Annotated in this window: 12 protein-coding genes; 2 read left to right on the top strand and 10 right to left on the bottom strand. The window is 70.4% G+C overall.

What is annotated here, in order from left to right; all coding sequences use genetic code 11:
• Positions 1-146 precede the first annotated feature (146 nt).
• Together ABZY89_RS22710 and ABZY89_RS22705 are read right to left on the bottom strand one after the other, a co-directional pair.
• The gene (locus ABZY89_RS22710) at positions 147-1,025 is read right to left on the bottom strand and encodes an acyl-CoA thioesterase II (protein ID WP_355230851.1); all 879 of its coding nucleotides are present in this window, start codon (positions 1,023-1,025) and stop codon (positions 147-149) included.
• Positions 1,026-1,040: 15 nt separating this feature from the next.
• The gene (locus ABZY89_RS22705; RefSeq protein ID WP_355230849.1) at positions 1,041-2,000 is read right to left on the bottom strand and encodes a PAC2 family protein; all 960 of its coding nucleotides are present in this window, start codon (positions 1,998-2,000) and stop codon (positions 1,041-1,043) included.
• Between the two features lie 287 nt (positions 2,001-2,287).
• Here ABZY89_RS22705 and ABZY89_RS22700 point away from each other — a divergent pair, with 287 nt between their 5' ends.
• Both ABZY89_RS22700 and ABZY89_RS22695 read left to right on the top strand, forming a co-directional pair.
• Positions 2,288-3,487, top strand: a complete 1,200-nt coding sequence (locus ABZY89_RS22700; RefSeq protein WP_350658645.1) for an acetyl-CoA C-acyltransferase — start codon at positions 2,288-2,290, stop codon at positions 3,485-3,487.
• Positions 3,484-5,577: a 3-hydroxyacyl-CoA dehydrogenase NAD-binding domain-containing protein gene (locus ABZY89_RS22695; protein WP_355230847.1), complete on the top strand. Its 2,094-nt coding sequence runs from the start codon at positions 3,484-3,486 to the stop codon at positions 5,575-5,577. Before ABZY89_RS22700 ends, ABZY89_RS22695 begins: the two co-directional genes overlap by 4 nt.
• Before the next feature lie 90 nt (positions 5,578-5,667).
• Here ABZY89_RS22695 and ABZY89_RS22690 read toward each other — a convergent pair whose 3' ends face one another.
• The 8 genes from ABZY89_RS22690 to ABZY89_RS22655 form a co-directional block, all read right to left on the bottom strand.
• On the bottom strand, positions 5,668-5,889 hold the full coding sequence (locus tag ABZY89_RS22690) for a hypothetical protein (protein WP_355230846.1): 222 nt from the start codon (positions 5,887-5,889) through the stop codon (positions 5,668-5,670).
• A gap of 147 nt (positions 5,890-6,036) precedes the next feature.
• Complete coding sequence (gene dxs / locus ABZY89_RS22685; protein ID WP_355230844.1) at positions 6,037-7,935, bottom strand: 1-deoxy-D-xylulose-5-phosphate synthase; 1,899 nt, start codon at positions 7,933-7,935, stop codon at positions 6,037-6,039.
• Between the two features lie 11 nt (positions 7,936-7,946).
• Positions 7,947-8,399: an NUDIX domain-containing protein gene (locus ABZY89_RS22680; protein WP_355230843.1), complete on the bottom strand. Its 453-nt coding sequence runs from the start codon at positions 8,397-8,399 to the stop codon at positions 7,947-7,949.
• Positions 8,400-8,410: 11 nt separating this feature from the next.
• Positions 8,411-9,412, bottom strand: a complete 1,002-nt coding sequence (locus tag ABZY89_RS22675; RefSeq protein ID WP_355230842.1) for a zinc-binding dehydrogenase — start codon at positions 9,410-9,412, stop codon at positions 8,411-8,413.
• Complete coding sequence (gene phnE, locus ABZY89_RS22670; RefSeq protein ID WP_355230840.1) at positions 9,412-10,287, bottom strand: phosphonate ABC transporter, permease protein PhnE; 876 nt, start codon at positions 10,285-10,287, stop codon at positions 9,412-9,414. Before phnE ends, ABZY89_RS22675 begins: the two co-directional genes overlap by 1 nt.
• Complete coding sequence (locus ABZY89_RS22665) at positions 10,284-11,069, bottom strand: ATP-binding cassette domain-containing protein (RefSeq protein WP_355230838.1); 786 nt, start codon at positions 11,067-11,069, stop codon at positions 10,284-10,286. Before ABZY89_RS22665 ends, phnE begins: the two co-directional genes overlap by 4 nt.
• The gene (locus ABZY89_RS22660; protein WP_355230837.1) at positions 11,069-12,010 is read right to left on the bottom strand and encodes a phosphate/phosphite/phosphonate ABC transporter substrate-binding protein; all 942 of its coding nucleotides are present in this window, start codon (positions 12,008-12,010) and stop codon (positions 11,069-11,071) included. Before ABZY89_RS22660 ends, ABZY89_RS22665 begins: the two co-directional genes overlap by 1 nt.
• Before the next feature lie 18 nt (positions 12,011-12,028).
• The gene (locus ABZY89_RS22655; protein WP_355230835.1) at positions 12,029-13,186 is read right to left on the bottom strand and encodes a TIGR03364 family FAD-dependent oxidoreductase; all 1,158 of its coding nucleotides are present in this window, start codon (positions 13,184-13,186) and stop codon (positions 12,029-12,031) included.
• Between the last annotated feature and the right edge of the window lie 6 nt (positions 13,187-13,192).

Genomic DNA, 13,192 nt, shown 5'->3' with positions numbered 1-13,192 from the left:
CGCGCAGCGAGGTGAGCGCCTCTCGCAGGGCTGACGCCAGGCGGGGGCCGAGGTGGTCGTTCCACTCCTGCTCGACGCTCATCACCACCTCGCGACGAGCCGACTCGGCGCCGAATCCCGTCAGGACGAGCCGACTCGAGGAAAGGTCAGGCGCGAGGCGGGCGGATGAGGCCCTCTTGAGCAACCGTGGCGGCCAGGATGCCGTCGGCGGTGAAGACCCGCCCGATGGACAGGCCGCGGCCACCGTAGGCCGAGGGGCTCTCCTGGTCGTAGAGCCACCACTCGTCGGCGCGGAACGGCCGGTGGAACCAGATGGTGTGGTCGAGCGAGGCCATCTGGATGCCCTTGTGGTCCAGCGAGTGGGCCGCGAGGGAGGCGCCGAGCAGTGAGATGTCGGAGGCCCAGGTGAAGGCGCCGCGCTGGATGTCGGGATCGTCAGGGAGCGAGGCGCCCAAGCGGATCCAGAGACGCTGCTGCGCGGGATGGGTCGGGTCGGGCTTGATGCCGAGCAGCGAGTTGCCGACGGCGCGCACCTCGACCGCCTCCCACTCGCGCGCCAGCGAGACGGCCTCCGGGCTGCCGGAGTCGGCCATCATCTTCAGGAAGTCGATGCACTTCTCGGGCGGCGGGACCGATGGCATCGCGTCCTGGTGCTCGAACCCGGACTCCTCACGCTGGAAGTTGGCAGTGAGGTAGTAGATGTCGCGGCCCTTCTGCCGCGCCCGGACCCGCCTGGTCTCGAAGGAGCGCCCGTCACGGATCCGCTCGACCTCGTAGACGATCGGGTAGGACGGGTCGCCCGGCAGCAGGAAGTACGAGTGCATCGAGTGCACCGTGAAAGCTGGGTCGGCCGACCGGATGGCGGCCATCAGCGCCTGAGCTGCCACCTGGCCGCCGTAGGCGCGTCCACGCGAGTTTCGGGTCGTGGTGGCGCCGTGGAAGAGGTCCTTGTCGATCTCGACGAGGTCGAGCACGCCTACCAGCTCGGCCACTGCCTGATCCGCCGCTACGGCGTCAGTCGTCATGGGAGTGAGTGTCTCTCAATCCTTCTCAGGGTTGTCATCGGGGTCGGGGCCGTTCAGCCCGGCCAGGAACTGCTCGAACTGCTCACCGAGCTCGTCACCGGTCGGCAGCGGCTCGTCGGGCGCCAGGAGCGAGCGTCCGGACTCCTCGCCGCGCTGGAAGGTGTCGTACTGCTGCTCGAGAGCGGCCACGACCTCCCGCACCTCGGCATTGTCCTCGATGTAGGAGGCGATCTCCTCCTCGCGGCGCTGCGCCTCGGCCTCCAGGTCGGAGACCGGGATCGTCAGCCGAGCCGCACGCTCGAGCTCCTCGACGAGCACGACCGCCGCGGCCGGGAAGTCGCTCTGGGCCAGGTAGTGCGGCATGTGCACCACGAAGCCGCCCGCCGGGTGGCCCCACTCCCCCAGGCGTACCTCCACCAGGGCCTGGGCGGACGCCGGGATCCGGATCTCGCCCTTCCAGGGGCTCTCCCAGACCTGGCCGGAGAGCTCCTGCGCGGGGTCGTTGGCGTGCCTTGTCGTGGTCAGCGGCCGGGTGTGCGGCACCGCCATCGGCACCGAGGCGAGCGCGATCACCTCGGTCACGCCGAGGCGCTCGATGACCTCGCGTACGGCGCCGGCGAAGGCCTCCCAGCGGTTGTCCGGCTCGGGGCCGTGCAGCAGGAGGTAGGGGTTGTCACCGGTGTCCTTGAGCAGCCGGACGACCAGCCGCGGCGCGTCGAAGGACTCGTAGTGGTCGCTGACGAACGAGATCGCCGGGCGGCGGGCCCGGTAGTCGTGGAGCTCGTCGACGTCGAAGGTCGCCACCACCGGCGCTCGCCTCGACGTCTGGATCAGATGAGCCGCGGCCCGCTCGGCGGCCTTGCCCGCGTCGAGGAAGCCGTCCAGGACGACCACCAGCGGAAGCTGGTCACCTCCGGCAAGGATGATCTCCTCGGGCAGGTCGTCGACGATGTGCACCAGTCGTGATCCGGCCATCGGTGTCTCCTCCCGTTGCGTACGGCCCTCGCGGGCCTCGTCGTCGCTCGCCTCGCCAGGGATCGCGACCCTGGGGCTCAACCTTCTCAATACACGCTTCCACATGACGACAGCGCAGCATCCTGGACGCCCCAGTTATTCCCAAGCCGACGCGCGGGGACCGGCGACCTCCGCTGCGACAGGCCGTGTGACCTCCCCCTCGGTGCGGCCGTTGTTACTAGCGGGTAATGTAGGCGCCGGGCACCACCCGTGCCCGCACCTCAGCACCACCTAGTAGGAGTGACACGGTGACCCGACAGCTGCGAGAAGTCGTCTTCGTCGACGGCGTACGCACACCTTTCGGCAAGGCCAAGGGCCAGTACGCCGAGACCCGCGCAGACGACCTGGTCGTCAAGCTCATCCGTGAGCTCACGCGCCGCAACCCCGAGCTTCCCCCCGAGCGGATCGACGAGGTCGCCATCGCCGCGACCACGCAGATCGGCGACCAGGGCTTGACGATCGGCCGCACCGCCGGCCTGCTCGCCGGGCTCCCGCAGTCCGTCCCCGGCTACGCAATCGACCGGATGTGCGCCGGCGCGATGACCGCCGTCACCACGACCGCCGGCGGCATCGCCTTCGGTGCCTACGATGTCGTCATCGCCGGCGGTGTCGAGCACATGGGCCGCCACCCGATGGGTGAGGGCGTGGACCCCAACCCGCGGATCATCTCCGAGAAGCTCGTCGACCCCTCGGCGCTCGTCATGGGCAACACCGCCGAGAACGTCCACGACCGCTACCCGGCGATCACCAAGGAGCGCACCGACGCGTTCGCCGTCCGCTCCCAGGAGCTGGCGGCCAAGGCGTACGCCGACGGCAAGATCCAGCCCGACCTGGTCCCCGTCGCCACCCGCTCCGCCGAGAACGGCTGGGGCCTGGCCACCACCGACGAGCCGATGCGTCCCGGCACCACCACCGAGGACCTGGCCAAGCTGAAGACCCCGTTCCGTCCGCACGGCCGCGTCACCGCGGGCAACGCGGCGGGCATCAACGACGGTGCGACCGCCTCGCTGCTGGCCTCCGAGGACGTCGCCCGCGAGCTCGGTCTGCCGATCAAGATGCGGCTGGTGTCGTACGCCTTCGCCGGCGTCGCCCCCGAGGTCATGGCCGTCGGCCCGATCCCCTCGACCGAGAAGGCGCTGGCCAAGGCCGGTCTCACGATCGACGACATCGAGGCCTTCGAGGTCAACGAGGCGTTCGCGATCCAGGTGCTCGCGTTCCTGGACCACTTCGGCATCGCCGAGGACGACGAGCGCGTGAACCCCTACGGCGGCGCGATCGCGTTCGGTCACCCGCTGGCCTCCTCCGGTGTGCGGCTCATGATCCAGCTCGCGCGCCAGTTCGAGGAGCGCCCCGAGGTCCGCTACGGCCTCACCACCATGTGCATCGGCCTGGGTATGGGCGGCACGGTCATCTGGGAGAACCCGAACTGGACTGGGGAGTCGAAGTGATTGACATCAACACCCTTCTCGCTGATGTCGAGAAGCTCTTCTCCGACGACGAGGTCGTGACCGCGGCCAAGCTGGCGAAGGTCAACCTGCCCTCCGGCAAGGTCCTCGGCCTGGTCACCCTCGACAACGGCCACGACCACACCCGGCCGAACACGTTCGGGCCGAAGTCGCTGGTCGAGCTCAACACGGCGTACGACGCGGCCCTGGCCGACCCCGAGATCGACGCGATCGCGGTGACCGGCAAGCCGTTCATCCTCGCGGCCGGCGCCGACCTGACCTCGCTGCAGGCGGGAGGCCCGGACGGGATCCGTACGATCGCCGAGCTCGGTCACGCCGTCTTCCGCAAGCTGGGCGACGGCGCCGACGGCGTCAAGAAGCCGTCCTTCGGCTTCATCAACGGGCTGGCGCTCGGTGGTGGCCTCGAGGTCGCGCTGCACGCCGACTACCGCACGATCCAGGACTCGGTGCCGGCCGTCGGCCTGCCCGAGGTCATGCTCGGCCTGATCCCGGGCTGGGGCGGTGGCTACCTGCTGCCGAACCTGATCGGTCCGGCCAAGGCCGCCAAGGTCTTCATCGAGAACCCGCTCAACAACGGCAAGGTGCTCAAGGGCACCGAGGCCTTCGACCTCGGCATCGCGGACGCGATGTTCGGCGGCGCCGACTACCTCGAGCAGTCGATGCTGTGGGCCGACGGCATCCTGTCCGGCGACGTGTCGGTCGAGCGTGAGGAGATCGACCGGGGCGAGGCCTGGGACGAGGCCGCCAAGAACGCCGGCTTCTTCGCCTGGGCCAAGACCGGCGACACCTCCCCGGCCGCCAAGAAGGCCGTCGAGCTGCTCACCCTGGCCAAGACGGCGACCCGCGACGAGGGCTTCGCGGCCGAGGACGACGCGCTCGTGGCGATGTCGAAGACCCCGCAGCTGCTCGCCTCGCTCTACTCCTTCGACCTGGTGCAGAAGCGCGCCAAGCGTCCCGCCGGTGCCCCCGACAAGGCGCTCGCGCAGAAGGTCACCAAGGTCGGCATCATCGGTGCCGGTCTGATGGCCTCGCAGTTCGCGCTGCTCTTCGTCCAGCGTCTCAAGGTGCCGGTCGTCATGGTCGACCTGGACCAGGAGCGTGCCGACAAGGGCGTGGCGTACGTCCACGCCGAGCTCGACAAGAAGCTCGCCAAGGGCCGTGCCTCGCAGGACGCGACCAACCGCCTCAAGGCGCTCGTGACGTCCTCGATCGACTACGCGGAGGCCTTCTCCGACGCCGACTTCATCATCGAGGCCGTCTTCGAGGAGATGGGTGTCAAGAAGACGGTCTTCGCCAACGCCGAGGCCGTCGCGCCGGAGACCGCGGTCTTCGCCACGAACACCTCGAGCCTCTCGATCACGGAGATGGCGGCCGACCTGAAGAACCCCGAGCGGGTCGTGGGCTTCCACTTCTTCAACCCTGTCGCGGTGATGCCGCTGCTCGAGATCATCCGCGGCGAGAAGACCTCCGACGCGGCCCTGGCCACGGCGTTCTCCGTCTCGAAGTCGCTGAAGAAGACCTCCATCCTGGTCAAGGACAGCCCGTCCTTCATCGTGAACCGGCTCCTGGGCCGCTTCATGGGCGAGGTCTCCAAGGTCGCCGACGAGGGCACCCCGATCGACGTCGTCGAGTCCGCCTTCGCCGGGGTTGCGCCGATGGGCCCGTTCGCGCTGATCGGCCTGGTCGGTCCGGCGATCGCGTACCACAACAACGAGACGCTCGCGAAGGCGTTCCCCGACCGGTTCCACCTCTCCGAGAACCTCCACCGGGTCGTCGAGGCCAAGAAGAGCTCCTTCTTCGGTCCCGACGGACGCACCCTCGACCCCGAGGTCGAGGCGCTGCTCGTCTCCGGCGACGTGGTCAAGACCGCCGAGGAGGCCCGCCAGCAGGCCCTCGAGGCCATCGCCGACGAGATCGGCCGGATGCTCGAGGAGGGCGTCGCCCAGGCCGCCGAGGACATCGACCTGGCGATGATCACCGGTGCCGGCTTCCAGTTCTGGAACGGCGGCATCACCCAGCTCCTCGACCGCGAGGGCATCTCCGAGAAGGTCACCGGCAAGAAGTTCCACTGACCGAAGCAAGTCCGCCCCCGACCGATCTGATCGGTCGGGGGCGGTCCCATGCTGGGCCGGGGTCAGGCCCGGACGTACCTCAGCAGGGACTCAGGCCTTGTCGGTGGCCACCTTGCCGCCGCCGACCGCCTTCTCCGGCGTGCCCATGTTCTGCCGCGCGCGGGGCCGCTGCTGGCGACCCGAGGCCTGCGCTGAGCCGCGCCGGCCCTCGATCTTCTTGCGGATCTGTTCGTCCGCCGCTCTGAGATCGAACGGCGCCGACATCTGCTCAGGTGACCAACGGAACTCGGCCACGAGGTCGTCATAGAGCATTGAATCCCCCGAGTGCTGTGTGGTGACGATACCGAGGGCCCTCGTCGCCCCCCGACAGACTCCACTCTAAGCCCAGAACGATCGATCTTCGCCAGGGGCTCGACCAGAGAGACCGACCCCGTAGGGTCAAAATTCGACGTCTCGGCGTCAGAAACTGACGTCTCGGGGCAGGGGGGTGGGAGTCAGGGCGCCCAGGCGCTCGATGGTGTCGAGCGCGACCGCCTGGGGGGTCAGGCCGATGCTCTCCAGGATCTTGGGCCGCTTGGCGTGGTCGAGGAACTCCTGCGGGATGCCGTGGATCTTCACCGGGGTGCGTACGTCGGCGGCGGTCAGGGCCTGCAGGAAGGACGCGCCGACACCGCCGGCGACACCGTTGTCCTCGATGGTGACGACCAGGCTGTGGTCGGCGGCCGCCTCGATGAGGGCCGGGTCGATCGGCTTGACCCAGCGCGGGTCGACGACGGTGACGCCGATGCCCTGGGCGGTGAGCCGCTCGGCGACGCCCACCGCGATCTCGGCCATCGAGCCGACGCCGACGACCAGGACGTCCTTGGTGCCGTTGCGCACGAGCACGTCGGCCTCGCCGAGCTTGGCGATCGTCGGGATGTCCTCGGGCGGCGGGCCCTTCGGGAAGCGTACGACGGTGGGTGCGTCGTCGACCTCGACGGCCTCGTCGAGGAGCTCGTTGAGGCGAGCGATGTCGCGCGGCGCGGCCAGGCGGAGGCCGGGGACGACCTGGAGCAGCGACATGTCCCACATGCCGTTGTGGGAGGCGCCGTCGTCGCCGGTCACCCCGGAGCGGTCGAGGACGAACGTCACCCCGGCCCGGTGCAGGGCGCAGTCCATCAGCACCTGGTCGAAGGCGCGGTTGAGGAAGGTCGCGTAGACCGCGAAGACCGGGTGCAGGCCACCCATCGCCAGGCCGGCGGCCGAGGTGGCGGCGTGCTGCTCGGCGATGCCGACGTCGAAGGTGCGCTCGGGGAACCTGGCCTGGAACGCGTCGAGGCCGACCGGGTGCATCATCGCCGCGGTGATCGCGACGATGTCCTGGCGGCTGTCTCCCAGCCGCACCATCGCGTCGGAGAAGTGGTCGGTCCAGATCCGGCCCTTGGGCTTCTCGGCGCCGGTCTGGACGTCGAAGGGACCCGGCGAGTGGAACTGGTCGGCCTCATGGCGCTCGGCCGGGTCGTAGCCGTAGCCCTTGCGGGTGATCGCGTGCACGATCACCGGACCACCGAACCGCTTGGCCGAGGTCAGCGCCTGCTCGACGGCGTGGCGGTCGTGGCCGTCGACGGGGCCGACGTACTTCAGGCCGAGGTCCTCGAACAGCCCCTGGGGCGCGACCGCGTCCTTGAGCCCCTTCTTCACCGCGTGCAGCGCGTCGTAGGCCATCGCGCCGATCCCGGGCACCGCGTTGAGGCGGCGCTTGACCATGTCGAGGACCAGCTCGTAGCGCGGGTTCGTACGCAGCGCCGTCAGCGCCGTGGCCAGGCCGCCGATGGTCGGGGTGTAGGAGCGGCCGTTGTCGTTGACCACGATGACCAGCTTGGAGTCGTGCTGGATCGCGATGTTGTTGAGCGCCTCCCAGGCCATCCCGCCGGTCAGCGCGCCGTCGCCGATCACGGCGACGACGTGGCGGTCCTCGCCGCGGATCGTGTAGGCCTTGGCCAGGCCGTCGGCGTAGGAGAGCGCGGTGGAGGCGTGGGAGTTCTCGACCACGTCGTGGTCGGACTCGGACTGGCTCGGGTAGCCGCTCATCCCGCCCTCGCGGCGCAGCGTGCCGAAGTCGCCGGCCCGGCCGGTGACGAGCTTGTGGACGTAGGACTGGTGGCCGGTGTCGAAGACGATCTTGTCGCGCGGGCTGTCGAAGACCCGGTGCATGGCCAGGGTCAGCTCGACCACGCCGAGGTTCGGCCCCAGGTGGCCGGTGTTGGTGGCCACGGTCCGGATCATCAGGTCCCGGATCTCGCTCGCGAGGAGCTCGAGCTGGTCGTCGGAGAGATCACGAAGATCCTGCGGCGCGGCGATGCGTTCGAGGAGACCCATAGGAGGGGATTCTACGTCTCCACCCTGACGGGCCCTGACCCGGATAGCGCCGCGTGCTGGGGCGATCCGAGGAAGGGCGTCAGCCCGATCCGGGCCGAGTCGCTGAGGTCCAGGTCAGGCGCCTTCACAGGGTCGACGAAGACGATCTGCCGGCCCTCGTGGCAGACGATGTCGGCGTCGGTGAGGTCGACGCCGGCCGCGTACAGGTGGAGCTTGTCGTCGGAGCTGGTCTCGGGGTGGTGGACGTCGTGGACGGCGACCAGCTGCAGCTCGTCGGGGCTCAGCCGGACCTCGGTCTCCTCCTCGAGCTCGCGCGCCGCGCCGGCCAGTGGGTCCTCCCCCGGCTCCAGGTGGCCGCCGCAGAAGGCCCACTTCTCCGGCGCGATCACGGGGCGCTCGTCGCGTTCCTGGAGCAGCACCCAGCCACGACGGTCGACAAGGATCACAGCGGCGAACTCGGTCATGGGGCGCGAGCCTAGTTGCTGTGCGGACGCACCGATGCCCGCGGCCTCCCCAGCTCCCTCGTCAGTACCTCACCGACACGCTCGAGCCCGACGGGCTCCTCGACCAGCTCCGCCCATGGACGATCGGACCCGGCGAGGAAGGCGACCGCCTGTTCCAGGTGGCGCGGTTCGTAGTTGTGTACGCCGCTGATCGACCGCCAGCCCCGCACGACCGCCTCGGGGTCGACCGAGATCGCGCGCCCCGGGGAGACCGAGCCCACCAGGACGAGGGAGCCACCGATGTCGAGGACCCCGAGCGCCGCCTCGATCGCCGCGGCGGCGCCGGAGAAGTCCATCGCGACATCGACCGGCGGAAGCGCCTGACCCGCGGAGAGCGTCGACGTCGCGCCGAAGTCGACGGCCAGCTCCAGCCTCGCGGGCTCGACGTCGCTCACCACGACCTCGGCCGCCCCGGCGTGCGCCGCGGCGGCGACCGCGGTAAGCCCGAGCATCCCGGCGCCGACCACCAGCACCCGCTTGCCGCGCAGCGAGCCGGCCCGCTCCAGGGCCGCCATCACCGTGGCGGTCGCGCACCCAGCCGGCGCGGCGACCTCGTCGGCCAACGTGTCGGGGACAGGCACGACCGCGGTGCCGGCGGGCAGGAGCACGTGGGTCGCGTAGGTGCCCGACAGCGGCCAGGCCGGCTCGTAGGGCTCGTGGCCGAGCTTGCGCACCGAGCGGCACTTCGCGGTGAGCCCCCGTCGGCAGCGGCCGCAGGTCCCGCACGAGACGGTGACGCCCCAGACCACTCGTCGGCCGGTGCCCACGATCCGGCCGACGCCCTCGTGCCCGAGGACGCTCGGGCAGGCACCGGGACGCCGGCCGGAGACCGTGTGGTGGTCGGAGCCGCACACGGTCGCGAGGTCGATCTCGACCAGCGTCTCCCCCGGGCCCGGCACCGGCAGCTCCACGGTCTCCAGCGTCACCTCGGCGCCACCGCGCCACACCGCGAGCCGTGCCATGGGCCCTGCCATCAGACCGCCCCGACCTTCCGGCGCAGCCAGGCGCTGAACAGGTCGATGACGATGATCAGGACGATCACCATGCAGACGTACGTCATCATCGTGTCGAAGTGGAAGCTGTCCACCTCGGTCTTGATGAAGAACCCGATGCCGCCGGCACCGACCGTGCCGAGGATGACCGAGCTGCGTACGTTGGTGTCGAAGCGGTAGAGCAGCAGGCCGAGCAGCGACGGCATCACCGCTGGCAGCACGGCGTGTGCGGCCGACTGCGCGGGCGAGGCTCCGGCCACGCGGAGCGCCTCGACCGGCCCTTGGTCCACCTCGTCCATGGCCTCGGACCACAGCTTGCCCATGACCGCGACGTTGTGGATCGCCAGCGCGATCACACCCGGGAAGGCACCGAAGCCGACCGCGGCGATGAACATCAGCGCATAGACGGTCTCCGGGACGGCCCGCAGCACCGACATCACCGCGCGACCCAGGAGCCACAGCGGGACGAACCGGTTGGTCGTACGCGAGGAGATGACCGCGAACAGCAGCGCCACCGGAATCGACAGGGTCGTGCCGAGCAGGCCGATCCAGATCGTGAGCAGGCAGTACTCCAGACCGGGCCGGATGGTCTCCGACCAGCGCAGGTCGAGCGGGAAGGCACCGTCCTGATGGATGGTCTTGCCGTTCGGGTAGGTGCGGTCGACCCCGAACAGGAAGTTCCACAGGCCCCGCCAGCCCTCGAGCAGCTCCTTGGGCGAGGTGTTGGTCTGCACCGCGGCGTACCAGTGCACGAGAAGCAGGGCGACCGTGATGGCCGCCCCGACGGCGATGCCGGACGGCCGGAAGCGGGGTGGGATGTCGAGACGTGGTTCCGGAGCCTTGGTCAGGCTGCTCATGCGGGCACCCCCATCTCGGCTGCTTCCAGCGCTTCCACCGCGGGCCGGTAGAGACCGGCCACGGTCTCGTCGGTGACCTCGGCGCTGCTGCTGTCGAAGACGAGCCGGCCGCCGGCCAGCCCGAGGATCCGGTCGGAGAAGCGGCGCGCCAGGTCGGGCTGGTGGAGCACCGCGGCCACGGCGAGACCGTCGTCGTCGGCCAGCGAACGGAGCAGGTTCATCACCTGCTCGGAGGCGGCCGGGTCGAGCGCCGAGACCGGCTCGTCGGCGAGCAGAACCTCGGCTCGCTGGCACAGTGCGCGGGCCACCGCGACCCGCTGCTGCTGGCCGCCGGAGAGGCGACCCGCCTTCTCGCGGGCCCGGTCGGCGAGACCGACCCGGTCCAGGCAGGCCATCGCCTCGGCCTGCACCTCGCGCGGGAAGGCCAGCACGGACCAGGACCGGCTCAGGCCGAGCCGCCCGAGCGCTCCCGCGCAGACGTTGTCGAGCACGCTACGACGGGGAACCAGATGGATCTTCTGGAAGACCATCGCCACCGTCGGCATCGCCTCGCCGGGCTTGGCCGCGACGCCGCCGACGGTGATCGTGCCACCGTCGGGACGCTCCAGACCGACCACACATCGCAGCGAGGTGGACTTGCCGGAGCCGTTGGCTCCGAGGAGGCTGACCACCTCCCCGGAGGCGACCTCGAAGGCCAGGCCGTCCAGGACCGTCTTCTCCCCGAACGCCTTCCTCAGGCCGTCGATACGCAGGGCCGCCCCGGGGAGGTGATCAGCGCCCATCAGAGGTCGTCCGTGGTCAGGTCGAGGGCCTCAGCGAGGTCGGTCACCGGCTGGTAGTCCTCGTCGGTGACCGCCACCAGCGCCGGCTTGCCGGCGGGCGGGGTGAAGTCGAGGTACTCGCCGATCTCCGCGACCGAGTCGGCAGGCAGGTTCAGCAGCGCCTCCTGGACGGCCTTCGACACCTCGGGAGTCATGTTCGGTCCCGCCGCGATCGGGTCGTTCAGGATCGGCTCGGACTTCCAGACCTGGCGGAAGGCGGACTCGTCGAACTGGCCCTCGGCCGTCGCCGAGGCCAGGGTCTGGCTGTTGATCTCGGCGGCGTCGACCTTGCCGTTGACCAGGGCCAGCAGCGCCTCGGTGTGGCCACCGGCGTACTCGGCCTTGACGTCCTTCTCGATCCCGGCGTCGATGAGCGCCTTGCGCGGCACCGCGTCACCGGAGGTGGAGCCGGACTCAGACAGCGCCAGGGTCGTGCCTGCGAGGTCCTCGACGGACTTGATCGGCGAGTCCTTGGGCACCCAGATGCCGCCGGTGTAGGAGGAGACCTTGCCGTCCTCGCCCGCAAAGGAGGCCAGGGGCGTGGCACCGGCCTGCTTCTGGGCGAAGACGTAGCCCAGCGGCCCGAACTGGCCGATGTCGAGCTTGCCGTTCTGCATGGCCAGGATCTCGGCGACGTACGTGTCGGAGATCTGAACCTCGACCTCGCAGCCGAGCTCTTCGCCGAGCGCCTTGCCCAGGGTCTCGTAGACCGGGATCAGGTTCTTGGGGTCCTCGAAGGGCTCGACGCCCATCGTCAGGGTGCCGTCGGGGCAGATCTGGTCGGGACCGACCTCACCGCCCGCGGCGGCCTTGTCGGTCGTCGCCTCGCTGCCGCAGGCGGCCAGGGCGAGGGTCAAGGTGGCCGCGCCGGCGAGGGCGGTGAGGGAGCGCAGGGGGGACATGTTCGGTTTCTCCTGTGGTCAGAACAGCTGGTCGAGGACGGTGGGCGCGAGGCCCAGTGCTGTGGTCATGCCGATGCCCGACGTCACCGAGACGACCCGGAGGCCCGGGAACGGCTCGGTGTCGAGGAAGTCGGTCCGCGGGGAGTCCGCGTAGACCCCTCGCCAGCGACGTCGGACGGTGAGCGGAGCCCCGAGCAGCCGCGCCCCTTCCCGCAGCACCAGCTCGGCGACGTGCTCGTCGTCGAAGGGCAGGTGGGTGCGGTCGTAGTGGTGGGTGTCGCCCAGGACGATCGAGCCGGGTCGGCCATTCGTCCCCGGGCGCTGGGTGAGCATGAGGTTCATGACGACGTCGAGGAGCTCGGGCGCGGTCGCCTCGAGCTGAGTGCGTACGTCGGCGGCCGCCGTGGTCTCGGCGAACCCGCCGTAGCGGAGCATCGAGAGCCCGGTCAGGACCGCCGGCCCGATCTCGACATCAGCCGGAGGCGCGACCTCGAGCATCTGCAGCCGGCAGCGGCGTACGGCTGCCTCCGCGGCGACCTGCGGGAAGAGCCGGTCGATGTCATGGCCGGCGGCGTGGACGACCCGGGCGGAACGGATGGTTCCGCGGCTGGTGCGGACGTCGATCCCACCGGCGGCCGGGTCGATGGCACCGACATGGGTCGCCCAGCCGAACCGGACGCCCTGGGACTCCAGCCACGCGGCGATCGCCGGCAGCGCCTCGCGCGGGTCCACCCTCAGGTCGAGCGGCAGGTGGGCGCCGCCGAGGACCTCCGCGGTGGCCGGCGGGAACAGCTCGCGGGTGGCGTCGGCGTCCAGCAGGCGGGCCTGCTCGGCTCCGCGGACGCCCGCGAACTCCTCGAGGACGGCCATCTCGGCGTCGGTCCGGGCGACGACGACCGTGCCGGTCTCACGGAGACCGAAGCCCGCCTTGGCGGCGAGGGCGAGCCAGTGCTCACCGGCCGTGAGTGCGTAGCCCAGCGCCTGGCCGGACTGGGCGGTGGCGCAGATGTGCCCGAAGTTGCGGATCGAGGCGCCGACGGCGCGCTCGTCACGCTCGATGACATGGACCTTCAGGCCGCGCGCGAGCCCTTCGACGGCATGCGCGAGGCCGACGATCCCGGCACCGACGACGACAAGGTCGGCAGCACCGTCGGGGGTGGTCGTATGAGTTGGCACGGCCCG

It is taken from the genome of Nocardioides sp. NPDC006303, assembly GCF_040613175.1.
Taxonomy (GTDB): Bacteria; Actinomycetota; Actinomycetes; order Propionibacteriales; family Nocardioidaceae; genus Nocardioides.
Note: the sequence above shows the minus strand (reverse complement) of the source record. Positions and strands in the feature narration are given on the sequence as shown.